The organism is Anaerolineales bacterium (genome assembly GCA_015075625.1).
Taxonomy (GTDB): Bacteria; Chloroflexota; Anaerolineae; order Aggregatilineales; family UBA2796; genus UBA2796.
The window spans coordinates 756,004-780,099 of record JABTTZ010000002.1 but is presented as its reverse complement, the minus strand read 5'-3'; the positions used below and the strand labels follow the sequence as shown (position 1 = coordinate 780,099).

Sequence of the window (24,096 nt, the reverse complement as noted above, 5' to 3'; positions counted from 1 at the left end):
GGTCTCTATGAGCGCATTTTGGCGCGGTCTAAGCGCACCTGTGCGCGGTTTGATCATCTTCATCGGGCTGGTGGTGTTTATCGCTGTGGCGTGCGTCGGTCCTGCCTTTTTCTGGCTGCCGGGGGCAAATTCAGGCGTGGGGCTGCCGGTCATTACGATGCCGGCGGAAATCCTCAGCCCGCGTTGGCTCTTTGGCTTGGATTTGACGAATACCCTAACGTCCTTGATCGCAGTGGATGTCATTCTGATCGCCATTGCGTTGGTTGTTGGACGTGCGCTGCGCAGTGCGCCGGCGGATAAATTCGTCCCACGCGGCTTCACCAACTTCATCGAGATGATCGGCGAATTTCTCTACAACCAAGCCTATGGGTTGGTTGGTAAGTTCACCCGCTGGGTCTTTCCCATTGCGGCAAGCATTTTCCTGTTCTTGTTGGTTGCTAACTGGCTGAAACTGCTTCCGGGTTTCGAGAGCATCGGGATCGTCTCGTGTGCGGAATATAACGTCGCCGCCGCCGATAGCGACCCGCTTGCCACTGGGCAGAACGGCTACCCCGTTCAGGGCTTGACGGAAGATAACCCCGCCGCCCGCCCGATTATGGCGCTCCATATTGATGGGCGCGGCAAGCCGGAAGTCCCTGCCGATGGGCAGAACGAACCCTCGCAGCTTGGCTTACGAACAGGGGCAAAGGCAACCCGTGCCGATACCCTGAAGTGCGAGGAAACCTACACATGGGCAACCCCCCCTCTTGCTGCTAAAAATCAGACGCTGTTCGTTGAGGAAACGCAGGCGACCATCAACGCCTTTGCTGCCGAGACGAAACTGGAAGGGGCAGCGCTCTATGAGAAACTGCATGAAAAGAAACTCGAAGAGTATCTGAAAGAGCAAAAGACCGCTCTTGGCGCTCAGTTTGACGAGGCACAGGCAAAGAAAGACTTTGAGCATAAAAAGCCATGGCACTTCCTTGCCGAAGAAGCCGCACACGGGGCGAAAGACACCCTCGACAAACAAATTGCGCATTTCTATCACGAGTATCAAATCTACAAAGCGGGTGGCAAAGAAGCTGTTGAGGCTGCCAGCAGCGACAAACTGGTGATCATCCCCTTCTTCCGGGGCTTGACAACAGACCTCAACGTCCCCTTAGCGTTGGCGTTGATCGTCTTCTTGCTTGTTGAGTTCTGGGGCATTCGGGCGCTTGGTATCCCGTACTTCTACAAGTTTATCAACCTGCCTGCGTTGGGCAATTTGGGCAAGAAACCGCTCGGTGCCATTGACTTCATCGTCGGGATTATCGAGATTCTCTCAGAAATTTCCCGCCTTGTCTCGCTGACCTTCCGTCTTTTTGGCGCGTTGTTCGCGGGCGGCATCCTTCTGATCGTCTTCAGCTTCCTCGTGGCGTTCATCGCCCCGGTGCCGATCTACTTGCTGGAGTTGGTCATTGGTGGGATGCAGGCATATGTGTTTGCCACCTTGACGATCATCTACGCTTCGCAAGCGGTGGTGTCGCATCACGGTGACGATCACGGCGACGGGCATGGCGACGGTCACGACGACCATCACTAAGCACACACCTAACGAACTGTAATTCTAGCTATATAAAAAGCATGACGCACACAGAAAAGGACATACACTCATGGACGAAGGGTTGAAGTTTCTTGCCGCCGGTTTGGCGATTGGTATTGGGGCGCTTGGTCCCGGCATTGGCGTCGGTCTGCTGGTGAATGGGGCGCTGCAAGCCATTGGGCGTAATCCCGATGCGTCTGGCAACATCCAAACAAACATGATCCTCGGTATCGTGTTTACGGAAGCCATCGCCATTTACGCGCTGGTCGTCGCCCTGATCCTGCTCTTCGTCGCCTAGTTCAGATTAGGCTATAAGGAGGGATCATGGATCGCTTAGGCATTAATCCCGGCGTACTGCTCTCCCAGATTGTCAACTTCGCCATCGTGGCGACGTTGCTCTGGTTGTTGGTATGGAAACCGATGGTAAAAGCACTGGAAACGCGCCGTGAGCGCATCGCCAAAGGGCTGGAAGATGCCCGTAACGCCGAAAACGCGCTGGCGAACGCCGAACGTGACGCGCAAAAACTGATTGACGAACGCCGCCGTGAGGCAGCCAAGATCGTCGAAGACGCCCGCGCCGCTACCGAAGGGCAAGAAAAAAGCGCCCTCGAAGAAGCACGCCGCGAGGCAGAGAGTATCCGCGCCCGGGCGCGGCAGGAAGCAATTGAAGAACGGAACGCCATCCTTGCTGAGGTGCGTTCGCAGGTCGGGCAGATCGCTATTGCCGCTGCTGAGCGCGTCGTTGGGCAATCCATCGATCAGGGCAAGGGCAAGACCATTGTCAATGACTTCTTCACCGCCCTCCCCGCTGATGTGAAGAAATTGGGCGAGAGCATCGAAGTGACCAGCGCCCTGACGCTGACCGCCGACGAGCAAGCGAAGATCAAAAGCCAATTGAAGGCAAGCAAGGTCGATTTCAACGTCGATCCGGCAATCCTCGGCGGCGTGATCTTGCGCTCTGGTGATCAGGTTGTGGATGGCAGCGTCCGCAGCAAGCTCTCCAGCCTTGCCGCGAAGATGAACTAAGCCGGGCGCAGCGCCCGCTACGCCCCCTTTCTTCCCATGCGGGGAGGATGGGGGCGTTTTTGATTCCCCCCAGTGGGCGCGGGGCTGAAAGTCGCCCCGTCGGGGTGGTTATGCTTAGCCCGACCTTTTAACATTGGACGGATTCCACTGGGTTGCCCTAACCACGTCACCACCCATGATAAAACGAGGAATGCCATGCCAAACCGAGTTGGGGAAATTCTTCACGGGGCGCTGCGTACCCTTCGCCGCGAGGGGTTTTGGCGCTTTGCCCGCCGCAGCCTTCTATGGCTCAGCGGCGAACGGCGTCAATACCGCCCGCCTGATCCGCTCGTCCCCGATTCCTATGATGCAGCGGCACTCAGCGGCGAAGGAGCGCTGACTGCCTTAGATGCGCTGGCAGCGCGTGCCACAAATGAGGCGCTCATCCCCGCGCTACCGCCACGCCGCACCAAATACCGCCCGAAGATCAGCGTCCTCGTCCGCACCTACAACCGCCCCCACATGCTGCGCCTTGCCCTCACCAGCCTTGCCATGCAAGAGTACCGTAATTTCGAGGTCGTCGTTGTCAACGATGCTGGCGAGGATGTCGCGCCGCTGCTGCACCGCTTCGAGGCGCACTTTCCCATTCAGTACATCTGCCACCCCACGCGCCAGCAGCGCTGCGCTGCCAGCAATACCGCCCTCCGCGCCATGCGTGGCGATTACTTCGTCCATCTTGATGATGATGATATTCTCTACCCTTTTCACCTCGCCACCTTCCACAATGCCAGCCTGACGCATCCGGCGGCGCGTGTTCTCTATGGCGATTACAACCATGTTCTGCTTGGGCAGCGAGGTAGCGTGTTGATTCCCCTTCAGCGAAAGATCGTCCCCCATTGGGCGTTTGATCCCGATGCCCTGTTGTGGAGCAACTTCATCGTGATTCATGCCTCGTTTTTCCATCGGGATATTTACGAGGTGATGGGACTCTATGATGAATCACTTCCCGGCTTAGCAGACTGGGAATACCTTCTGCGTACCTCGCGCGGCTACCCCTTCCAACCGACAGGGCGGATTGTCTGCGAATACCGCATTTATGATCAGGTATCCAACATGAACCTCCGCCGCCGGATCGATGTTGTGGACGCGCTGCGTATCATTTATGAGCGCTACCCCACCGAGAACCCCGATCTTTTAGAAAAACGGCGCATCTTGCTCAGCGAGGGTGAGGCGCAGGTGGCATTTCTGAGGGAACTTGAAGGGCAGATCGGGCGTGGGGAGATCACCGAGAAGGCGGCAAACGCAGCGATGTTGCGGCGCTTGGCGGGGTTTGACGGTGTGGGTGATGACCACCTACCGTCCGCGTAGCGCCAAACGCCCTAACAACGGCAGTGCCGCATCATCGGCGGGAGGGTGGAACAGCCCCGCCCGTACATCACGGTAGTAGCGCTCCAGCGGGAGGGTGTGCGTCATGCTGACACCGCCCGCCACGCGCATTGCCCCATCGACAACGCGGATCGCCGCATTGGTGATGAACCCCTTCGCCGTGATCAGCGCCGCCCCAATCTCCTCCCGCCCCTCAGCGCTATCCCACAGCGCTGCTGTGTGGTGAAGCAGCGCCCGCGCCACGTTTAGATCAAACTCGCCCTCACCAAGCCGCCGCTGAATGCTTTCGAGGGTGGCAATCGGGCGTCCGAGGGCAGTGGGGACGCGGGTTTGGGCGTAGTCGAGCGCCACGCGCTGCGCCGCTGCCGCCACGCCGAGGTAGACGGCACACACGCAAAGGGTAAACCAGGCGTTAAACTGCGCTTTGTTCGGGTCAGCAGGCGCATCTGAACTGAGCGCCAAGAGATTTGTTTCAGGGACGAACACATCCTCCAAGATAAGGTCATGACTGCCCGTTCCGCGCATCCCTAGCGCGTCCCATGTCTCGTCCAAACGGACACCCTCCCCGGGCGGAATCAGGAAGCGCCCAATCGTCGGCTCATCCTGAAGGGCGGCGGGGACGATGAAGTAATCCAGCACGGGGGACATGGAGGCGAATGTCTTTCGCCCGCTGATGCGGTAGCCCCCCTCTTGGCGGTGTGCTGTCGTCTGCGGACGCCCCCCTCGGCTTGGGCTGCCCAACTCCGGTTCGGTGGCACACGAGTTCAGCAATACGCCCCGTTCGTTGATCTCGGCGCTGATTCGCGCCAACATCCCCGCTGACCACTCGCCCTTATCCACCGCCATCCCGATGGTTTGCAGGTGCATGGCGAATGCCAGAGCCGTGCTGCCATCGCCCATCGCCAACCGTTCAAGGACGCGCACCGCATCGCCAAGCCCGCCGCCCCACCCACCGAGGGCAAGCGGCACGGGCAGGCGCGGCAAGCCGGCTTCTCGAATGGCGGCGAAATTGGCGTGGGGGAACGTCCCCTCGGCATCGTGTTTGGCGGCAGTTATGGCAAACTTTGTCGCCAGCCCCTCGGCAAGGGCAAGCATATCAGGGCGTGTCACCGGGGTGTTTTTTCCTTAGGCTAGGTTCTGTTGACATTGTAATTCCCATAGGGGCGCAATGCATTGCGCCCCTCACCGTCCGTGAGCGCCCACTAAAGCAGCGGGCTAAGAATAACCACCCCTTCGGGGCTTAGAAAGCAAAAGGAAAGATGTCATTCGTCTTTCCCCCTTCTCCTTGCGGGGGATAGGGGTTCTTCCCACCCTACGGGCAGGTGACATTGGCGGGGGCGCTGCTCAACGCCCACATTTTGTCAAACTCGGCAATGTATGCCTGTGCCAAGCGCTTGTTGCGGATGATCAAGAGGTTTTCGTCGTTCTGCTCCGTCGCTGATTTTGTGAAGTTGAACGAGCCAGTGATCACCACTTCGTTATCAATGATGATCACCTTATGGTGCATCGTCCCCCCGCCGCCCTCCACCCGCACCGGAACTTTGGCACAGACGAGGGTGGGCATTGCCCCCTGAGAGGCGCCGCGACTCTCAATGACCCCCTGTACGGTGACACCCTTTCCCATTCGCTCAATGATCGCCCCTGACAGATCGGCATGGGTAAAGGTGAAGATCATGAAGCGAATGGAGCGCCTGCTGTTTTTGACCTCGGCAACAACCTTCTCCATCACCTTATCAACGGGCGCAAAATAGACGTTCACTGCCGTCCCGTCAATCGTCAGCGAGGGCTGCATCGCCCCGACCCGCGCTTGGCGACCAAACTTTGCCTCAACGTACATCTCGTTGAATTTTGCCTGATAGTTGGCAATGAGCGCCGGATTGCGAATTTCGAGGAGGTTGTTGTTGTTGTTATAGGTGTCATTGAACGATAGATTCCACGATCCAACGTAGAGCAAGCGCCCATCAATGATTACGATTTTGTTGTGCATCAAGCCGCTAGAGCGCCCGCCCTCCGTGAAGGCAAGTTTTGCCGCACTGAGCGCCTCTTTTGCATCGTATGCCTCAATCTTCTGGCTGGCGATGGCGCGGACGTTCAGGTTGCCATCAAGAGTGTCCAAGACCAAGCGCACGCTAACGCCACGTTTTTTCGCGGCGGCAAGGGCATCGACCACCGCCTTCAGGTTGAAATCGAAGGAGGCAATATCAATGCTTGTTTTCGCCTCGTTGAGCGCCTTGATCACGATCTGGTCGATCCCGTTTGTCCGCTCTGGGTTGATCGCTGCCGGATCGGTGAAGTAGACCTGTAACCAGCTATCCGTCCCCGTTTGCGTCCCCGTCAGCGTGGGAACGGTGGTTGGGCGCGGCGTTGCGCCGATGGTGGGGATAATCACCGTTGGGGCGGGGGTGATCGCCACCGTCGGAATGGGGGTGATCGTCGCCCCCGGCACTGTTGTGGCTTGCCCACCCCCACCACAGCCAGCGGCAAAGGCGATCAGCAGTAGGGCAATCAGCGGCGCAAGGTGACGGCGAAAAGGGCGATTGGGTTGTCTCATGATGGGCGTTCCCTCGTCTGTAGCTTATGTGGATGGAATCGTGGGTGGTCCGCTTGGTAAGGTCAAAAGATACCCTACCGGCAGCGCTCTTGCCAAACGGGAGGGGTGTTCATATCTCTCCCTGTGCCTGTTGTAGGGATCCCTTGGATGCGCCGGCGCCTTCGCCTCCCCGCCGTTGCACCTGTGTGCGCTTATATCCCCGCCCGCACCGCCGCACTGATCTGCTTGGCGACGCTCATGATTGTCAGCATCGGGTTGACGCCCGTCGCCGTTGGCAAAGCGCTGGCATCAGCAGCAAACAACCGCCGCACCTCAAAACTCTCCCCGTTAGAATCCACCGCCCCTAGTGTGGGATTCCCCCCCATCCGACAGGAGGACATCTGATGGGCGCTGCCCTGTAGAAAATCGTAACGGCGCAAGCCTATGGCGGCGAAACGTTCAGTATAGGTGGTCAGATCGTCGCCGCGTTCTCGACTCCACATCCCCGCCGCTGCGACGGGCGTCCGAATGTACCGTGCGCCCGCCTCGGCGTGAATGGCGAGGGATGCGACCAATCCGCGCAGGAGGTGCGCTCGATCATAGGCAGAAATGCGATACTCAATGCGCGGCTTGCCCTCTCGATCCAGCCTGACGCGCCCGCCGTCGCGGTCACGGGTGATCACCAAAATGTTGGCGGCGTTCGCGTATTCCAGCATCAACTGCTTGTGCTGCAAGCCATCCACCCAGGGAAAGGCGATTGCCGTCAAGCCTGGATGCGCCGGCGCAGATTCGAGGGCAACGCCATAACCCTGCCCATCTAGATTGCCAAAGGCGGGGATATAATGGCTCATCATAACCCCTTCCCACCCTCGGATCGGTTCGGCATAAAAGCCGAATGTGCCGGAGGTGGGGTGCAGGTGCAGATTCCGCCCAATGTGCGAGTTTGCCAAGCCCGAACGGAGCAAGAGCGCTGGCGTATGGAGCGCCCCACCCGCCGCCACCACCGCCTTCGCCCGAATCGTCAGGGGGACGATCTCCCCCGCGCCCGTCCGCGCCCGCCCAACAACCCCTACGGCGCAGCCGTTCTCAATCAACACACGGTCAATCTCAGCCCGGACGATGATCCGCGCCCCATGATCGTAAGCATCTTGAAGGTAGGTCGTCAGTGTCCCCCGTTTTGCCCCGTGGCGGCAGCCAAAGCCGCAAAACCCGCAGTCATAGCCGTGTTCGGCACAGCCATCCACATTGCGCGGAATGGGCACAGCCGGATGATTCCCTGCCGCGCCGCCGCGCAGCAAGACCGCATTGCGGGCGTTTGCCTCCGATTCCGCCGTTGTGACGTGAATCCGCGCCGAAACGGTATTCATCGCTGTTTGGTAGGCACTGTCCGTATAGCCTCTCACCCCGTAGCGCTGCTCCCATTCGGCAAGGACATGATCGGGCGTGCGCAGAGCCGCCGTCCAGTTGATCGTCGTGCCGCCGCCAAGCGTTGCGCCAGCAAGGACAAGCATTCCCTGATCAGCAGTGACATTGAATCCGCTGCGCTCATACATGCGCTGTTGGCTGCGCAGTTCGCGCCCATCAAAATCGCTCTCGGCATAGTAGCCGCCTTTTTCCACAACAAGGACATCAACCCCCGCCGCGCTCAACTCCCCCGCCACCACGCCGCCGCCCGCCCCGCTGCCAATGATGACGACCTCCGTCGTCAGCGTGATTGCCTCGCTAATCGTCAGCGGCGTGATCGGTTTGGGCGTTTGGGGAAGGTTGTTGGCCCCACCCGGATAGCGCATCGCCGTCCAGTTTGGGTTGCAGCCTTCGGCATCGGTCACCGTGTAAAAGAGAAACCCAAACAACCGCTGCAAGGTAGAGAACGCTTTCCGCCGTAGCGAAATTCGACTCCGCGCCCAGTCTTGAAGAAGTGCCGTGCGCTCAGCAAGGGTCATTTCCAAAAAGCCCTTGAAATGCCCCCCCCACAGCGAATTGACAAGGGGCTGATCAAGCAGACTGAGGACGATCTTTAACTGGCTGACATCCCCAGGCGCGGCAACGCTCTGGAGGACGCCAACAACCCGTTTGGCAATGTCCAGATCGCTGGCAGGGCGGGCGTAAAACCCGTGTGGGTCGTCCGCTAGAGCAAGGGCGGGGATAATCGTATCCCCAATGGCGGTGAGAAGAGCGAATTCACGTTCAGAAAACACGGGTTGGTTTTACACCTATTCTTAGAGCGTTGTGGGTTTATAGCGCCATTTGGAAGGAATGGCTAGTCGCCCTCCCCTTCCTCCCCCGATAATTCGCGGACGCTTTGCGGTCCTTGTTTGGCAGCGATATGGCAATCGACGCAGGTGGCAATGCGCAGATCTTTTGCCATGAAATAGGATGTGGCGCTCTCTGGCTGTGCCTTGTGTGGCTGGTGGCAATCTGAACACTGGATGGGAACGACCCCATCAATGGTTTTTAGGGTGAAGGGGCTTTCGCCGCTGCTGTTCACCCGTGCGCCCTCGCGCCCGCTCTCCCGCACGGCGTCGCTAATCCGCAGCGTCCCGCCGCGCTCTAGCGCCACCCGCGCCGCTGGTAGGTAGCTGTGAAAGTGGTTGTTGATCCCATCAAGGTAGAGCAGCGTCTCGCCATGACAGGTGGTGCAGGCGGCGTTCGCCAACCAGCCTGTTTTCGTTTTGTGCTTTTCAATCGTGGGATCGTCCCGTCCGGCGAAGAACACTACTGCATCATAGGCGCCTAGCGCCAGCGCCGTCACGCGGTGGCTGAGTCCGGCATCCCCCCGATGGCAGTCAATGCACTTGAACACCGTTCTGCTGGCTTGAGCAGCGCGGTAATGGGCGGTGGCGAGATCAACCGTCGTTTCGGCAGGTTGGTCAAGCGCCATATAAGCGCGGTTGAAGTAGGTCACTTCGGAGGGAGTGTGGCACGAGGCGCAGAAGGTATCTTGTTCTTCCAACGCCGTGCCAACCAGAAAGCCACCACCACCGAGGACGATCAAGACCCCCACTAGCCCGCCGAGGATAAGCCACAAGCGGCGGCGCGGGCGCTTCTGGACATGGACAGCACGTTCTTCTGGCGCGGTCATGAATTCTCCTGACTGCGAATGGACACGCGGTGAATCTTATCCGTGCCATCGGGGAATGCCCCGCCAAAGACGCCTTCAGCGACGGTCATTTGGGTGTAGCCCGTCTCGTCCGTCGCCCGTACCGAAAATTGATAAGCGCCCGGCGCGGGGATCACGTACTCAAACCACCACTGCGTCCAGGCAAGGGGGGAGTCTTCAGCCGGGGCTTTGATCGTGGCAGGCAGCCAATCCCCGCCTTCAATCTGCACCTCAACGGTGCGGATTGCCCGTTTTCCGGCGACGGCAACCCCCTGCAAGACAACCACCGTTCCGCTCTGCACAGGATCGTTATCGGTAGGTTGGCGGATGATCGATTTCGTCTTGATCGCCGCCGTCTTAGACCAGCCGCGACTCTCCCAAAACCCCTCGAATTCGTAATCAATAAATTCAATACGGGTCAACCAGCGTGGCATCTTCTGTCCGTACAGTCCGGGCATATGGATGCGCAGCGGAAAGCCGTGTACGGTTGTCAGCGGTTCGCCATTCATCTCATAGGCAAGCAGGACGTTCGGTTGGGTAATCCACTCGAGGGCAACGCTTGTCTCATAGCCATCCGCCGCATAAAAACGGGCGTGTGTGGCGTCCGCCTTCAGCCCCACTTGGCTCAGGATTTGCTCAAAGAGGACACCCTTCCACATCAGGTTGCCAATGAGCGTGCCGCCAACGGGGTTGCTGATGCACTCCAAGACGCGCATATCCTCATGGGCAGGCAGCGCCTTGATTGCCTCTAGACTATAGGTCTGCGGGGTGTTCACCAAGCCATCTACGGTGAATGTCCATGTGGCGGCATCAACCTCTGGCGTGTTATTGTAATCATACTGCGTCACGTAGAGGTTCGAGACATCGGTGAGGATGGTAGAATCGTAAGTGAGTTTGCCAAAAAGGGGATCGCGGGGGGCATTTGCCACCGGTACCGAGGTCGGCGGTGGGGCGGTGGGCGTGATTGGTTTCGGGTCGCTCCCCGGCACATAGAGCGTTGGGGCGGGTGGGGCGTTTGTTGGGCGGCAGCCCGCCGCCGCCGCCACTGCTGAGCCGGTTATGGCAATCAGAAAGCCGCGCCGCGAAATTGTTTCGTTGGGCATCCGCTACTTCCTTTGCTGAAAGACTATCCGTTCAATTGTACGGGAAAAATTGCCCGCTGCCCGTTAATGTTTGGCGAGACGCGAAGCATGGGGAATTTTTGTTTTGTAGGCACGCCCCTCAGCCCACAAACAGAGAAAGGGAGGAAGTTCCGCTCTCCATTTGTGGGGAGCGGGTTAGGGGGTATCCAAGTTCTCTAGGGGAGGTTGATTTCAGGAGATGTTTCGCCCTCCCGATTAATTCCCCAAGCCCAACAACCCCAAAAGGATGCGCCGCAGGGTGTCTTCTTGGGAAGGGGTGGGCGAAGGCGTCGGCGTTGGCTCTACAGGTTCAAAGGTGGGCAGCGGAGGCGGTTGAACTGCCACCGCCCGAAATTCGCGGAGGATCTCTCGCGTTTGGCGCAGCGCATCACGGTAACGAATGACCACTGTCACCGTCATATCGCCTTCCGCTAGTGCCATGATATCGGCGCGGATGGTTACATCTTCCCCGCTGGCTAAGGGCGTTAGCTGTTGGGTAGCGTTTCCCATCAATGTGCCATTGGTCACCCGCGTTTCGGCATCGATCATGGAGACCGTCCCACTCCCATTGTTCACAACGGTCAGCGCTACGCTGGCAGGCTCACCGACATTGACCGTCTCTAAAAGGGGCTGCTCAACGTTGATTGTCAGATCGGGAAGGGCAACAACGATGAGTCCGGCGCGAAGGGTGTCTTTCCCCTCACTGCCATCACCACGACGATAGATGAGCGTAATAGGGAGGTTGTAAATTCCGCTCGCCACTGTGCCATTGGTCATGAACATCTGCTCAATCGTCTTGCTCTCGCCCATCGGAATATCGCCCACCAAAATCGTCCCCCCGCTTCCAATGGGGGCAAACGTTTCGCTTGGCGTGGAACTTGTCCCGCCGCCTGTACCGCCGCTGCCATCGCCGCTCCCCCCCGACGAACCACCCGATTTTTCCACTGTTCCAAAGGTCAATAGGATATTCTCGGCGGAATCATTTCCGGCGTTTTGCAGCACCATCTTGAGGGTAAATTTTGCCCCCGGCGTGATCGGATCGACATCGGCGTTGTAGGATTGCAGCAGCATAAGCGCCGCTTTGACCCCCGCCGCCGCCACATTAATGGTGATTATCGCCGCATTTTCTTGCGTTTTCCCATCACTCAAGATGCTGGTCAGGGCAATGCTCTGCGGTTGTGCGCCCGGTTTCGCCGCCGTATTGACGATCATCGGGACGGAAATCTCAACAGTTTCCCCCGGCGAAATATCCCCTAGCGCGAAGGTGCTGCCCCCCAATCCCGGCAAGAGCGCGGCATTTTCCGCCTTAAAACTCAGCGCTGCGCCGCGTGCCGTCTCGCTGCCAATGTTGGCGATGACCATGAATACATCAACCGCCTGTCCGGGGGCGGGGTTTTCGGGTGTGATTGCGTAGCGGTCAAGCGCCAACTGCGTGACACCCGCTTCCTTCACCGCGACAGTGACGGTGATGGTCACCTTTGTCTCGTAGTTCTTTGGTTCGAGATCGCGGTATTTCAGGGCAATTGTAAATACGGTTGCCCCTGCCGGAGCGTCTGCGGCTGCCACCGCTTGCAATGTCACTGTGGCACTTCGCCCCACGCCAATATCCGCGACGTTTACTGCCCCTTGTCCGCCCGCCGAGGCAAATTTCCCGCCCGAATCAACCGCCGCCGTAACGCCTAGCGCCGGACGCTCCCCCCGATTGACAAGGGTGAACCGAACGGTGAATTCATCCCCGGCACGGACAACGGCGGGGATGCTGCTGAAGGAACTGACGACGAGAGACGGCTCACCCGGTTTAAGGGTTGGCTCAGGGCTGGGGGTGGGTGTTTGAGCCAGCAAGAGAAGGGGGAAGGGCGCTTGGCGAACGCCTGTTACTGGATCGTTCACCTCAATCCCATACTGTCCAGCGGGGACAGAATCATTGATCGAGGCGGTGATCGCCCCACTGTTGATGAAGCGTGTATCGACGAACCCCCATCCCACCAAGCGGACAACGCTGCCAGAGGTGAAATTTGCCCCAAAGATGGAGATAACCCCACCTTTTCCAGCAAGGAGGGTCGTCGGCTCAACACGGTTGATCTGGAGCGGACCGGGGGGGGGAGGTGGCGTGGCAGTGGGTGGATCGTCTTGGGCAGCGGCAGGCTGCTGCCCAAGCAGAAGCACGGCGGCAATAAGCCACAAGAGACCAACCAGGGTTCGTCTTAGAGTCACCTTCATCTCTTGCTGAATCAACGTTCGTCATCCTCCAAAAGGGGGTCGGGGTATGCCTCACGATCCGAGAGCCAATCCCGTTCGATCTGTCCATCGCGCAAAAACAACATGCGATCTGCCCAACGCTCTATGCTTGCATCGTGGGAGACGACGATCACGGTTTTGCCGTGTTTTGTCGCTAGGGTGCGCAGCAGCCGCATGACAATTGTCCCCGTCTTGCTGTCCAGAGCGCCCGTTGGCTCATCGCCCATGATGATCGGCGGGTTGGTAAAAAGCGCCCGCGCAATGGCAACCCGCTGCTGCTGCCCACCGGAAAGTTGGTTTGGGCGCTGATCAACCTTTTCTGCCATCCCCAAATAATCCAAGAGACGAAAGGCGCGTTCCTCCCGCCGATCCCGACTCAACCCCCCGAAAATCCCCGGTAGAGCAACATTTTCGAGGACATTCATCGTTGGCACAAGGTAGTACTGTTGAAAGATGAAGCCCATCATCCGCTGGCGGAAGTGCGCCAGTTCGTCGCCCGTTAAGCGATCCACACGCTGCCCGCCAATGACAATCTCCCCTTCGCTAACTTGATCCAACCCGCCGAGGAGGTACATCAATGTGCTTTTGCCTGACCCACTCGCACCCATAATCGCCGTGAACTGACCGCGTTCAATGGTGACATCAATCCCCTTGAGGACATGCAGATCACTCTCGCCCATGGGGAAGAATTTATGCAGACCGCGCCCGATGATGTATGACATAACGTCTGTACCGGTGGAACTACGGGAGTGCCGCAGAGATGGGCGCTTTCACCGCCCCGCTGATCACGGGGAGGGCGATCACGATAACCGCCCAGAGAAGCGTCACCACCAAAGCGGCGAATACCGATCCTTTCAGGGAGTGTCGCGCTCCAAAATAGAGCAAGAGCAGCGACCACAGCCAAAAAAGTGTCACCTGTCCAGCCGCGGCAAGGAGCAGCGCCTGCCCTGTAGGGGATGCGGTCTGGAAGCCAGCCCATTCCTGTATCAGAGTCGGAAGTCCGCCGCCGCCCACCGCCCCCCCCATCCCATAGTAAATGATCTGGAGGAGCGCCATCACGCCGAGAGGGAGGCTTGACCAGATTGCCACATGAAGGTTTAATGCCATATCCGGCGCACGCCCTTGCAAGAGCGAGACGAGGCTGAGGAGAATCGCCATTCCCCCCCACATAAGGGCGAGGCGCGTTCCGGCAAGCAGCGCCGTTGTCCAAACCGTCCCCACATCTGCAGTGGTAGGGGGCGCTGTTCCGCCCCCACCGAGGTCGCCACCCCCGCCACTGGGCGGCGGAACGCCGCCACCACCACCACCGGGTGGCGGAACGCCGCCGCCACCGCTTGGGCTGATGGGAACGCCGCCCTCTGTGGCTATCCCGCCAGCAGCACTCTCTCGTAGGCGTGCATCAAACCGCACGGCGGCAAGACCAACGAGGATCAACACAATCAAGGCGATAGTTAGCCACTGCCTTTGCGGTGCTTCGACAAGGGAACGAAAGAGGCTGATCGGCTGCGTGAGTGTCGCCCCTATATTGGCGGAAAGTCCTTTCGGGCGTGCGGCTAGGCGGCGGGGGGGTGTTTCGGTCATGTGCGGGTGTCGGGTAGTGCCTTGCTTAAGAAATGACGAATGGCGGCTGCTGTGGCTTGGGGCTGTTCCAGCATGGGCATATGTCCAGCCTGTTCAATGGTAAACAGGACAGCATCGGGCATGGCAGCTGCCATCGTTTCTGCACGGTGGAAGGGGATCAGCGCATCATGATCACCGTGCAGCACGGCAACGGGAACAGTTATATCGGGTAACAGTGAGCTGGAATCGGGGCGTGCCGCCATTCCCCGCAACATCCCCACCACGCTAATCGGGTTTGTTGCCACCATCATCGCCCGCACAGACTCAATGAATGATTCATCAGAGGGCGTTTCTGGGGCAAACATCTTGGGCATCATCGCATCGGCGGCTTCTTTCGAGCCATTCATAAAGACTTTTTCGGCAAGCGCCTCACGCCCTTTGCGCCCTTCATCAGTATCCGCCCAAGCGTGTGTGCTGACCAAGCCCATGCTTAAGAACCGTTCGGGGGCAAGCCGCCAGAGGGCAAGTGTCACATAGCCACCCATGCTGTGTCCCATGATGCTGGCTTTTTCAATGCCCAGTTTGTCTAGCAGAGCAAGGACATCCTCGGCAAGTGTTTCCATGTGATACATGCTGCGATCTGTGAAGGGGCTGCTACCAGAGCCACGCAAATCGGGGGTGATCACCCGATAGTGATCGCTGAGGGTGCGGACGGTTTCCGCCCAAATCAGATTGTTTAAAGGGAAACCATGCAGCAGCACAAGCGGCGATCCGTTTCCCTGTTCGGTATAATGCAGTGGGATGGTTGGTAGTGTTCCGGTCATGAAAATCCTTTAGGCTACGTGAGAGAAGATTCCTCACAGTATTCAGGATTATAACACCAACCACCGCCGCTCTCTATTCAGGACGCGGCGGACTGTTGCACGTTATGGGATGTTCTTGAAACCTGTGAGGCACATTCGTGAAGTTTCTACTCGCCGCATCCTTACATCACCCCCAAGAACTTGCCACCTTTCGGGCTACCCTTCCTCCTGATGCGCCCGATCCCCTCTTTCCGCCTTCACAGGGGGCTTATTTTTGGGCAAAAGCACTCCGCGCACAGGGGCATGAAGTGGCGGGCTTTATTCGGAACACCCCCGCTCTTTTTGGCGGCGGAATGCACATGGAACGCTTCAAAGGGAATCGCCTTTTCGCCCGTCTGAGCGGGACGCTGAACGCCAACGCTCCCCGCTTGAATCCCGATTATCGCCTCCGCAACCGCCGCCTGCTCGATCAGGTTGCCCGTTTTCGCCCAGAGGCATTCTTGCTCTCCGGCGGGAACACCGTCATTTACACCGAAACGTTGGCGGCGATCCGCCGTTTGGGGACGAAGATTGTCTACCTCAGCGGGGTGAGTCCGGTGGTCTTTTCCAATGCGATGGAACGCGCTGCCGCGCCGCTTTACGATCTGGTTCTGGTCAATGATTACTATCACGGGATTCAATGGCTGGAACTTGGCGCCAAGAAGATGGAGGCGCTGCCCATCTCTGCCTGTGATCCTGAGTTTCACCATCCACACCTATTGACCCCCGAAGAACAGGGGCGCTATGCCTGTGAATTAGGATTCGTGGGGACGCTTGTCCCTGATCGACTTTACGGAGATCGGGTGGAGGCGCTGAACGCCGTGCGCGATTTGGGGCTTGGCATTTGGAGTATTCACGGGATACCACAGTCGCTGCGCGATCAGTATCGGGGCGAGGCACTTGGGGAGACGATGCTGCGCGTCCTATGTGGCTCAAAAATTCAGGTGAACCCTCATGGCACGTTTATGCGTTGGGGGGGCAATTTGCGACTTTTTGAGGCAGCAGCGTGCGGCATCTTTCAAATTACGGATGATCGCCCCGGTATATCGCGCTGGTTTACACCGGGAAAACACCTCGTCATGTACCGCGATCCGGCGCATTTGCGCGAATTGGCAATGCACTACCTTGCCCACCCGACGGAACGGGAAGGTATGGCACGCGCCGCCCGCGATCACGTCCTCACTCACCATACCTATGACCAGCGAATGCAGGCGTTGGTTGGCTTGTTGGAGGGGTGAGCCTCTCTGCCGAAGGCTCGCCCTAGCGGGTCATATCCCGAATGTCGTCCACCGTCATCCAGCCCGCCCGCAGCGCCATAAGCGCCGCTTCAGAGCGCGTCTTAACCCCCAACTTGTCTATGATCCCCTTCAGCAGGCGCGGCACGCTGTCTGGGGGAATTGCCAAACGCTCGGCAATCTGATCGTTTTCCTCGAAACCGGCAGCAATAGCACGCAGCACCTGATGTTCCTCGTTTGTCAGCGGGTCAAGCCCGCCGCCCTTCAAGCCTTCGACAAGACGCTCGGCAATGCCCTTGCCCAAAACAGTGGTCCCGCTAAAAACATCCTTCACGGCGTTGACCACCTCTTGTTCGGTAGAGGTCTTTAGAATATACCCGTTTGCCCCGCTGCGCAGCGCCCGCATGACATAGGGCGTTTCGTCCCGTCCGGTGAGAATCAACACTTTTGTCCGAGGGCTGACGCGCTTCACCTCTGGCAGGGCATCCAAACCACCCATGACAGGCATATTCAAATCCAGCAGCAAGACATCCGGCTGATGCTTTTCGGCAAGTTGGATCGCCTCTCGCCCGTTGCTGCCTTCGTCCAAGACAGTAATATCGCCGGATAGTTCAAGGTAGGCAGCGAGTGGCGCACGCAAAGACGGATGATCATCCACAAGGACGGCTTTGATTTGCGGCGGACGTTCAACAAGTTTTGGCAGGCTTTCGTTGGAGACAGTAGAACGGACCGTGCCGCTCAGCCCCGCTTGAAGTGCCGCCGCCATGATTGCTGCCGAAGCAAAGCGGTTATCAGGCTGCTTTTCCAATGCCTTGAGGATGATCGTGTCCAACCACAAGGGGATGTGCGGGGCAATATTACGCGGGGGAACGGGCTGTTTGTTCACCTGTTGAATCAGAATCGCTGAAATATCCTCGGAATCAAAGGGAAGTTGACCTGTTGCCATTTCATAAAGGACAACACCAAGCGAGTAGAGGTCGGTGCGTGGGTCAAGCCGTTTGCCTTGCGCCTGTTCGGGGGAAAGGTAGGCGGGCGTCCCAATGATCGATCCCATTGCGGTGACGCGCTTCACCCCCCCATCAACGGGAATTGCCAAGCCAAAGTCCATCAGTTTGATTGATTCTTCGCCCGTCACATAAATGTTGGCGGGCTTGATGTCCCGATGAATGAATCCGGCGCGGTGGGCGTAATCAAGGGCGAGGCAGATATGATAGCCGAGGCGAGCAATCACATCTGGCTGTGCCGGGATATACTCATACAGGGGGTGACCTTGAACGAGTTCAACAACGAGGTAGTGAGAATCACGATCTCGCCCCACATCGTAAATGAGCATGATGCCCGGATGGTTCAACTGTGCCGAGGCAAGCGCTTCTTGCTCAAAACGCTGGCGAGTGCTGTTATGGACATGCGGCAGCAGCATCTTCACCGCGACAGTACGCCGCAGACGTGTATCTGTAGCGCGGTAGACTGTGGCGGTTGCCCCCTCCCCGATGACCTCCTCTAAACGATAGCGTTCGTTCAACGTATGACCGATCATCGGCGTCCTCGCAGCACTCGTGTAGAAAATAACGATGAATACAATGAATACACGGAAACTTTACCCAGAATTGAGGGAAGATGCTACCGATCACGATTTATAAATTGGATCATCGTGGTGAGGAACGTTGGCGCTACGAAGGACGGCTTTTGGCGGCGGGAGCAACATGGTGTCAGGTTGAAGCCATTTACAATGGGCATGAGAGCGACGATGGTTATGTTGTTTGGCGGCAAGGGGATCGGTTCATCGAATGGTTTTACACGGATCGCTGGTATAACGTCTTTGAGATTCACGATGTGACGCATGGGCATATCAAAGGCTGGTATTGCAACATCACTTTTCCGGCAACAATCACCCCAACGGCAGTGACATGGCGTGATTTGGCGCTTGATGTGTGGGTCAGCGCGGCGGGCGATGTGCGGCTGATTGACGAGGATGAATTTGAGGCATTGCCCCTTGAGGAGGGGGTGCGGGCAGCGGCGCGGGGCGCTGTGCGGACGATCCAAGAGCGCGTCGCCGCCGGCGACCCACCCTTTGATGTCCTCATCGGCTGATGGTCATATGAGGACGGGGGCAGCCTCTGCCCCCGTTTTTCTCTCTGTCGCTACTTGCCTTCTTCTGGTTCATCGCTTGTGGGATCATTTACGCCGAGGACGCCGCGCTGTTTCATCAGGTCTATGACCTTAATTGCCCGATTGAAGCCAATCTTCAGCCGCCGTTGGAGGATGGAGACGGAAATCTTTCGAGTATCGTTGAACAGGGTGACCGCTTGTTTGTAGTGTTCCTCAACATCGGTCAGGTCGCTCTCATCGGGCGCTTCCGGTTCGCGGATAGCGTTGAAGAACGCCTTATCGGTGGGCGTTGTCACCGGACGCGAGGAGGGGTTTCCTGATCCGAACGCGCCGCCGCCAAAGCGCGGCGCGCCGCCGCCATTCCCGCTGGTAGCGCGGTCATTCGTCTCAAAACTGGTCAGTGGGATGGAGGGTTTGACGCCTTTGAACGCCGTTGCCGCATCCCGCCAATACTTGGTGATTTGGTTGATCTCTTTGTCTGAGACATAGACGCCCTGAACACGCAGCGGGGCGGGGGCATCAGGTGCTTGGTAAAGCATATCGCCACGTCCCAAGAGTTTTTCCGCCCCCGGTTGATCCAAAATGACACGCGAATCGACGCCAGACGCCACCGCAAAGGAAATACGCGCTGGGAAGTTTGCTTTGATCAACCCCGTGACGACATCCACACTCGGACGCTGTGTGGAGAGAATCAGATGAATACCCGTCGCACGTGCCATTTGCGCCAAGCGCGTCAGCACCTTTTCTGTTTCGTCGGGGGCAAGCATCATCAGGTCTGCCAGTTCGTCAATAATCACCACAAGGTAGGGCATTTTCCGCTCGCCCGCGTCGATCTTTCCGTTGTAATCGGTGATATTTCGGGCGCTGATTGCCGAGAAGCGCTTGTAGCGATCATCCATCTCCCGCGTCACCCACTTCAGAACGCCAACGATCCGTTCTAGATCGACCACGACGGGGGAGATCAGATGGGGAATACCGTTGTAACCAGTAAGTTCAACGCGCTTGGGATCGACCATGATGAATTGCAGTTCGTCCGGCGCATTTTCGATTAGCAGACTGGCGATCACCGCATTTACGCAGACGGATTTTCCCGATCCGGTTGTTCCAGCAATCAGCATATGCGGCATTTGGGTTAGGTCAGCAACGATGGGTGTGCCATCAATGCTTTTGCCGAGGGCAATCCGCAGCCGCGAATTGATTTTGTTGAAGGCTTGCGACGCCATAATATCTCGCAAACCGACGAGCGAGGCTTCGGGGTTGGGGACTTCGATGCCGACATAGCCCTTCCCCGGCACAGGCGCTTCAATACGGATAGAGCGTGCCGCCAGCGCAAGGGCGAGGTCTGCATCCAGTTTAGCGATGGCGTTCACTTTGATCCGGGTCTTTTTTCCTTGCCGGCTGGTCAGGTAATCCGGCTCAACACCGAACTGGGTGATCACCGGACCGGGGTTCACGGCAACCACCCGCCCCGGTGCGCCAAAAGCATTCAGGGTTTCTTCGATCAATTTTGCCTGCCCGCGCAGCACTTCCTCTTGAATGCGCTGCTGTGTGCCGCTTTCCAAAAGTTCGGCATAGGTGGGGACATCCCATCCGGCGGTGCTGGTACGGCGCGTTGGGGGCGGGGCAGCCGCTGCTTGGATGGGGCTTGGGTTGGCAATCACAAGCGGTTGAAGTTTATCGCCCCCTGGGGGCAGATCATCGACCTCATCATAGAGATCATCATCAGCAGCATCCACATCGTCAAAGGGTTCGTAGGTGGTGTCCTCATCCTCATCAACGGGGAGCGGCACAACCTTTGGCGTCTCGCCCGTCGGTTTTGGTGCAGGCTTGGCAAATGGGGAAGGGATCGTTGCTGTTTGGCGTGTTGGGAAAACCCCAGGCTTTGGCGTGGGCGGTTTCATATCCGCTGGTGGTGCGTCGTCTTTTGCCGCGGAGGATTCGCCTGGCGGAACGGTGTTCATCGCGGGGGTAGATGCCTCCGCTGGCTTCCCGAATGTTCCGCTGGCAGGTTTGCTCCCGAAGGGCGCTTTTGCTCCAAAGGGGGAACTCGCTGGTGAACTGGCGGTGGCAGCCGGCTTCCCAAACGGAGCGTGCTTTTCCTCCCCTTTTCCCGCGCTCTTTTCGGCGGGTTTCACGTCAGCCTGAGTGGTGGGCGGCGCTGCGGTCTTGGGCGCATCGGCTGCGCTCTCAGTTGGCTTATTAAATGCCCCTGTTGCCGGTTTTGCCCCAAAGGGCGCTTTCGTCCCAAAGGGCGACGAGGCTGGTTTTTCCCCTGGCGTGGGGGGTGGTTTCCCCACACCCGCAAGGCGCTCGGTGGGCAACGTGGGTGGCGGCGTGGGGGTGGCTGATGCCTCTGCCTTTACTGCCGCGGAATCTTCTTTCGGGGATAGTTTTGCCTCGGCGGGCTTTCCAAACATGCCGCCCGGTCTACCAACGCTTGCTGGTGCAGGCTTTGATTCGACCTTTGCTGCCTCGTTCAGAGCGGCTGTGGTCTCCAACGCAGATTGTGTCTCAGCGCTTTTTTCCGCCTTATCGTCTGTAGTAGGGGCATTGCTGAATAGACCAGAGGGTTTCCCCCCAGTGGCAGGGGCTGCCCCGAACTTTCCGCCGAAAGCCGATTTAGGCGGTTCGTTCGCTTTTGCCTCGGCTTTCGATTCGACCACCGGAACGGTTTTTTCTACCTCAGTCGGCAGTTCCACCTTCGCCATTTCTAAAGAGGGTGTGGCTACCGTCTCATCGGTCACCGCAGTTTTTGCCTTCCCAAAGGGCGTTGATTTCGCCCCCATCGGAGCGCTCATGGGCGTGGGCTTGACCGCCGCTGGCATAGGTGGCTCAAGGTCTGGCTCTATGAGTGCGGGCTTTGAGCGTGCGCCAATAGGCGTCGGCTTGAGAGGCGGTGGCAGTGGGGGTTCGTCTGCCACAGTCGGGGCGCTTCCCGTCATGCGGACGGCAGGCGCTGTCCCTGTAGACCGGGCGGCGGTTGCTGCCGTTGCCAATGCTGGGGCAATCTTCGGGATTGCCGTTTTTCCGTCCGTGCCTTCTGTGGCTGTGCGGCGGGCGGTTGCCCCACTGCTGGGGGCGGCTGTCACCAACGATGCGGCAGCAGGAATCGCCTGCTGCTGAGTTTGCTGTGCTTGGAGTTGTGCTTGGGAAGCAACCAGCGCTTGCTGCTGTGCTTGTTGTTTGGCGGCAAGACGAACCGCCCGTTCATTTTGGCGGAGGTGTGTTTTCACCCGACGGTTCTCCACCCACACTCGCCGCCGATCTGCCATACCGCGATAGCGCCGCCGCCAGATCACCGCCGAATTCTTCACGGTGTCGGAAATTTCCTTGAAAGAGACCTCAAAGGTGACCATAAGTGATCCCACAAGGAATCCCGCCAAAACAACCCATAACCCATATTCGCTGGCGATGCGGATGAGCGCCCCATATAGGAAATGCCCCACCCATCCACCGCCTTGCATCGCATCAACAAGGGCGGTAGAGGACTGATCCAGTTCCTCCCACGAGTAGACCTCGGTGTTCAGCAAAACGACAGCATGGATAGTGATCACCACCGTTATAAAGAGGACGATCAGCCCAGTGAGTTGTTTCAGATCAAATTCGAGGAAAGGGTTGTCCTTGAAGTGGCGCACCAACAGCCACGCCCCCACCGCCATAAGTGGCAGCGGAATGACATAGCGGGCATAGCCGAACAACCCTCCGGCGATCTTTGCCAAGACATCAGGCATCGTCCCATCTTGGGGTTGAATCAACCCAAAGAAGATGATCACCGCTGTCGCCATCATGGCGTAGCCCACAGCGTCTAATTTCTGATCAAGCGATAATCCCCGTCGCCGGACAGTGACTTGTGTCCCTGTTTTGTCAAGCGGTTTCGCCTGTTTGTTGTCAAGACGTGCTTGGGGCGCGGTGGTGCTGCCTTTTGCCGTACCGATCAGCGCTTTGCGATCCGCCGCCGTCGCCGCTTCGTTGGGCTTTGCCCCGCCGCGCCGAAAACGGTTGATCAGATTGGAGAGTGCTGGCGCTTTGGGGGCAATGGAGGACGCCGCCGCCGATGATTTTCCGGTACTGCTGCTCCCGCTGCTAGAAGGGGGCAATTTTGAGGCCGTTCCGGTGGCTTTGGGGTCGTCTTTCTTGGCCGGTTCGGGCGCTTTGCCGCGATTCGTCAGGCCGCCGAAGAATCCCCCCCGTGCGGGGGATTCTTCTTTTTTCTCGGCTGGTTTTCCACCCGGTGTGGGGACGGGCGTTTTTAGCGATGGGGCGCTTGTTTTGAACCCGCTCTTCTCATCCTTTTTCTCATCTTTTTTCCCTCCCCCAAAGCGCCCGAATAAGCCGCCACCAGAAGGTTTATCATCTTTCTTGACCGGCTCGGATTTCTTCTCTTCTGGCTTGCTCCCGCCAGATGCCGAGCGGTTAAAAAAGCCCCCACCGCCAGAAGGCTTATCATCCTTCTTAAACGGCTCGGATTTCTTCTCTTCTGGTTTACTCCCGCCAGATGCCGAGCGGTTAAAAAAGCCCCCGCCGCCAGAAGGCTTATCATCCTTCTTGAACGGCTCGGATTTCTTCTCTTCTGGCTTGCTCCCGCCAGATGCCGAGCGGTTAAAAAAGCCCCCGCCGCCAGAAGGCTTATCATCCTTCTTAGCGGGTTCGGATTTCTTGTCGTCTGCTTTGTTCCCGCCAAACGGCGAACGGTTAAGCAGACCGCTGCCAGGCTTTGATTCCTCGCGTTTAGGCGGATCGTCTTTTTGACCGTAGGGGCTGCTCGGTTTGTTGAACGTCCCCGTTTGTCCGGCGGGCTTTGGTGTGTTGAACGTGCCGGATTGTGGCGGCTTGCTCGGCGTGTTGAACCCCCCTGAGGTGGGGCGCTCGGTTGGTTTTGACTCGGACTTGTTGCCTCCGCCGCCAAAAGGGGAGCTTGGCTTGTTCCCGCCAAAGGGAGAGGATGGCTTATCTTCTTGTTTTTCGGCGGGTTTTCCAAAACTCCCCGTGCTGCCGCCACCAAAGGGCTTGTTAAATGTGCCTGTGGCGGGGCGTTCTGGGGGCTTGTCGTCCTTCTTGTCTTTATCGTCGATTTTGTTCAGAAGACTCCCCTTGTTGAACGGGCTGCTGCCCGATTTCGAGGCAAAGGGGGACGAGGACGATTTTTCCTCGCCAGACTTTTCTTCTTTGTCTTTATCTTCGGGGTCTGTTTTGCGTGTCCCGAATGGGTTGCCCGACATAAGACAATTCCCTTTCCAATGTGGCGTGTCCTAACGACGTTGGGTGGGCGACGATGCACACATTGTACACCGAAACGCTCCCTTTCGGTGGGGATCGACGGATTAGACGGATGAATTGGGGTGTGCGCTGCACATAAGACCTATTGTAGCATGGCAGAGCGCCTGTGACTAGAGTGTTTTTGAAAATTTG

17 protein-coding genes are annotated in these 24,096 nt (G+C 58.1%); 6 read left to right on the top strand and 11 right to left on the bottom strand.

The window, feature by feature from the left end:
* Nucleotides 1–7: 7 nt before the first annotated feature.
* The 4 genes from HS103_12030 to HS103_12015 all read left to right on the top strand — a co-directional run bounded on the left by HS103_12030 (nucleotide 8) and on the right by HS103_12015 (nucleotide 3,934).
* Nucleotides 8–1,561, top strand: a complete 1,554-nt coding sequence (locus HS103_12030) for a F0F1 ATP synthase subunit A (GenBank protein ID MBE7513525.1) — start codon at nucleotides 8–10, stop codon at nucleotides 1,559–1,561.
* Between the two features lie 70 nt (nucleotides 1,562–1,631).
* On the top strand, nucleotides 1,632–1,859 hold the full coding sequence (gene atpE / locus HS103_12025; GenBank protein MBE7513524.1) for an ATP synthase F0 subunit C: 228 nt from the start codon (nucleotides 1,632–1,634) through the stop codon (nucleotides 1,857–1,859).
* A 26-nt stretch (nucleotides 1,860–1,885) separates the two neighbouring features.
* Nucleotides 1,886–2,587: a F0F1 ATP synthase subunit B gene (gene atpF, locus HS103_12020; GenBank protein ID MBE7513523.1), complete on the top strand. Its 702-nt coding sequence runs from the start codon at nucleotides 1,886–1,888 to the stop codon at nucleotides 2,585–2,587.
* A gap of 195 nt (nucleotides 2,588–2,782) precedes the next feature.
* Nucleotides 2,783–3,934, top strand: coding sequence for a glycosyltransferase (locus tag HS103_12015; protein MBE7513522.1), 1,152 nt, complete (start codon nucleotides 2,783–2,785; stop codon nucleotides 3,932–3,934).
* Here the strand turns inward: HS103_12015 and HS103_12010 are convergent.
* The 9 genes from HS103_12010 to HS103_11970 form a co-directional block, all read right to left on the bottom strand.
* Complete coding sequence (locus HS103_12010) at nucleotides 3,920–5,062, bottom strand: acyl-CoA/acyl-ACP dehydrogenase (GenBank protein MBE7513521.1); 1,143 nt, start codon at nucleotides 5,060–5,062, stop codon at nucleotides 3,920–3,922. The two genes, HS103_12015 and HS103_12010, sit on opposite strands and share 15 nt — an antisense overlap.
* Nucleotides 5,063–5,264: 202 nt before the next feature.
* Nucleotides 5,265–6,503, bottom strand: coding sequence for a DUF1669 domain-containing protein (locus tag HS103_12005; GenBank protein ID MBE7513520.1), 1,239 nt, complete (start codon nucleotides 6,501–6,503; stop codon nucleotides 5,265–5,267).
* Nucleotides 6,504–6,694: 191 nt separating this feature from the next.
* The gene (locus tag HS103_12000) at nucleotides 6,695–8,680 is read right to left on the bottom strand and encodes a GMC family oxidoreductase N-terminal domain-containing protein (protein ID MBE7513519.1); all 1,986 of its coding nucleotides are present in this window, start codon (nucleotides 8,678–8,680) and stop codon (nucleotides 6,695–6,697) included.
* 62 nt (nucleotides 8,681–8,742) lie between these two features.
* The gene (locus HS103_11995) at nucleotides 8,743–9,564 is read right to left on the bottom strand and encodes a hypothetical protein (protein MBE7513518.1); all 822 of its coding nucleotides are present in this window, start codon (nucleotides 9,562–9,564) and stop codon (nucleotides 8,743–8,745) included.
* Nucleotides 9,561–10,685: a molybdopterin-dependent oxidoreductase gene (locus HS103_11990; GenBank protein MBE7513517.1), complete on the bottom strand. Its 1,125-nt coding sequence runs from the start codon at nucleotides 10,683–10,685 to the stop codon at nucleotides 9,561–9,563. The genes HS103_11995 and HS103_11990 overlap by 4 nt, the downstream gene beginning before the upstream one ends.
* A gap of 234 nt (nucleotides 10,686–10,919) precedes the next feature.
* Nucleotides 10,920–12,938 carry a hypothetical protein gene (locus HS103_11985; protein MBE7513516.1) on the bottom strand — a complete coding sequence of 673 codons (2,019 nt, stop codon included), beginning with the start codon at nucleotides 12,936–12,938 and terminating at the stop codon, nucleotides 10,920–10,922.
* Nucleotides 12,935–13,663, bottom strand: coding sequence for an ABC transporter ATP-binding protein (locus tag HS103_11980; GenBank protein ID MBE7513515.1), 729 nt, complete (start codon nucleotides 13,661–13,663; stop codon nucleotides 12,935–12,937). The genes HS103_11985 and HS103_11980 overlap by 4 nt, the downstream gene beginning before the upstream one ends.
* A gap of 19 nt (nucleotides 13,664–13,682) precedes the next feature.
* Nucleotides 13,683–14,522 carry a hypothetical protein gene (locus tag HS103_11975; protein ID MBE7513514.1) on the bottom strand — a complete coding sequence of 280 codons (840 nt, stop codon included), beginning with the start codon at nucleotides 14,520–14,522 and terminating at the stop codon, nucleotides 13,683–13,685.
* Nucleotides 14,519–15,325 carry an alpha/beta hydrolase gene (locus HS103_11970; GenBank protein ID MBE7513513.1) on the bottom strand — a complete coding sequence of 269 codons (807 nt, stop codon included), beginning with the start codon at nucleotides 15,323–15,325 and terminating at the stop codon, nucleotides 14,519–14,521. The genes HS103_11975 and HS103_11970 overlap by 4 nt, the downstream gene beginning before the upstream one ends.
* 137 nt (nucleotides 15,326–15,462) lie before the next feature.
* Between HS103_11970 and HS103_11965 the strand changes: the two genes are divergently transcribed.
* On the top strand, nucleotides 15,463–16,581 hold the full coding sequence (locus HS103_11965; protein MBE7513512.1) for a glycosyltransferase: 1,119 nt from the start codon (nucleotides 15,463–15,465) through the stop codon (nucleotides 16,579–16,581).
* A gap of 22 nt (nucleotides 16,582–16,603) precedes the next feature.
* Here HS103_11965 and HS103_11960 read toward each other — a convergent pair whose 3' ends face one another.
* On the bottom strand, nucleotides 16,604–18,115 hold the full coding sequence (locus HS103_11960) for a protein kinase (protein ID MBE7513511.1): 1,512 nt from the start codon (nucleotides 18,113–18,115) through the stop codon (nucleotides 16,604–16,606).
* Between the two features lie 80 nt (nucleotides 18,116–18,195).
* Between HS103_11960 and HS103_11955 the strand changes: the two genes are divergently transcribed.
* On the top strand, nucleotides 18,196–18,669 hold the full coding sequence (locus HS103_11955) for a DUF402 domain-containing protein (protein ID MBE7513510.1): 474 nt from the start codon (nucleotides 18,196–18,198) through the stop codon (nucleotides 18,667–18,669).
* A gap of 50 nt (nucleotides 18,670–18,719) precedes the next feature.
* Here HS103_11955 and HS103_11950 read toward each other — a convergent pair whose 3' ends face one another.
* A complete protein-coding gene (locus tag HS103_11950; protein ID MBE7513509.1) occupies nucleotides 18,720–23,906 on the bottom strand; it encodes a DNA translocase FtsK 4TM domain-containing protein in 5,187 nt (1,728 codons plus the stop codon).
* Between the last annotated feature and the right edge of the window lie 190 nt (nucleotides 23,907–24,096).

Bases quoted from the DNA above. Each gene is read 5' to 3' on its own strand.
- HS103_12030 (MBE7513525.1), top strand. From the start codon at position 8: ATGAGCGCATTTTGGCGCGGTCTAAGCGCACCTGTGCGCGGTTTGATC.
- atpE (MBE7513524.1), top strand. From the start codon at position 1,632: ATGGACGAAGGGTTGAAGTTTCTTGCCGCCGGTTTGGCGATTGGTATT.
- atpF (MBE7513523.1), top strand. From the start codon at position 1,886: ATGGATCGCTTAGGCATTAATCCCGGCGTACTGCTCTCCCAGATTGTC.
- HS103_12015 (MBE7513522.1), top strand. From the start codon at position 2,783: ATGCCAAACCGAGTTGGGGAAATTCTTCACGGGGCGCTGCGTACCCTT.
- HS103_12005 (MBE7513520.1), bottom strand. From the start codon at position 6,503: ATGAGACAACCCAATCGCCCTTTTCGCCGTCACCTTGCGCCGCTGATT.
- HS103_11995 (MBE7513518.1), bottom strand. From the start codon at position 9,564: ATGACCGCGCCAGAAGAACGTGCTGTCCATGTCCAGAAGCGCCCGCGC.
- HS103_11990 (MBE7513517.1), bottom strand. From the start codon at position 10,685: ATGCCCAACGAAACAATTTCGCGGCGCGGCTTTCTGATTGCCATAACC.
- HS103_11980 (MBE7513515.1), bottom strand. From the start codon at position 13,663: ATGTCATACATCATCGGGCGCGGTCTGCATAAATTCTTCCCCATGGGC.
- HS103_11975 (MBE7513514.1), bottom strand. From the start codon at position 14,522: ATGACCGAAACACCCCCCCGCCGCCTAGCCGCACGCCCGAAAGGACTT.
- HS103_11970 (MBE7513513.1), bottom strand. From the start codon at position 15,325: ATGACCGGAACACTACCAACCATCCCACTGCATTATACCGAACAGGGA.
- HS103_11960 (MBE7513511.1), bottom strand. From the start codon at position 18,115: ATGATCGGTCATACGTTGAACGAACGCTATCGTTTAGAGGAGGTCATC.
- HS103_11955 (MBE7513510.1), top strand. From the start codon at position 18,196: ATGCTACCGATCACGATTTATAAATTGGATCATCGTGGTGAGGAACGT.
- HS103_11950 (MBE7513509.1), bottom strand. From the start codon at position 23,906: ATGTCGGGCAACCCATTCGGGACACGCAAAACAGACCCCGAAGATAAA.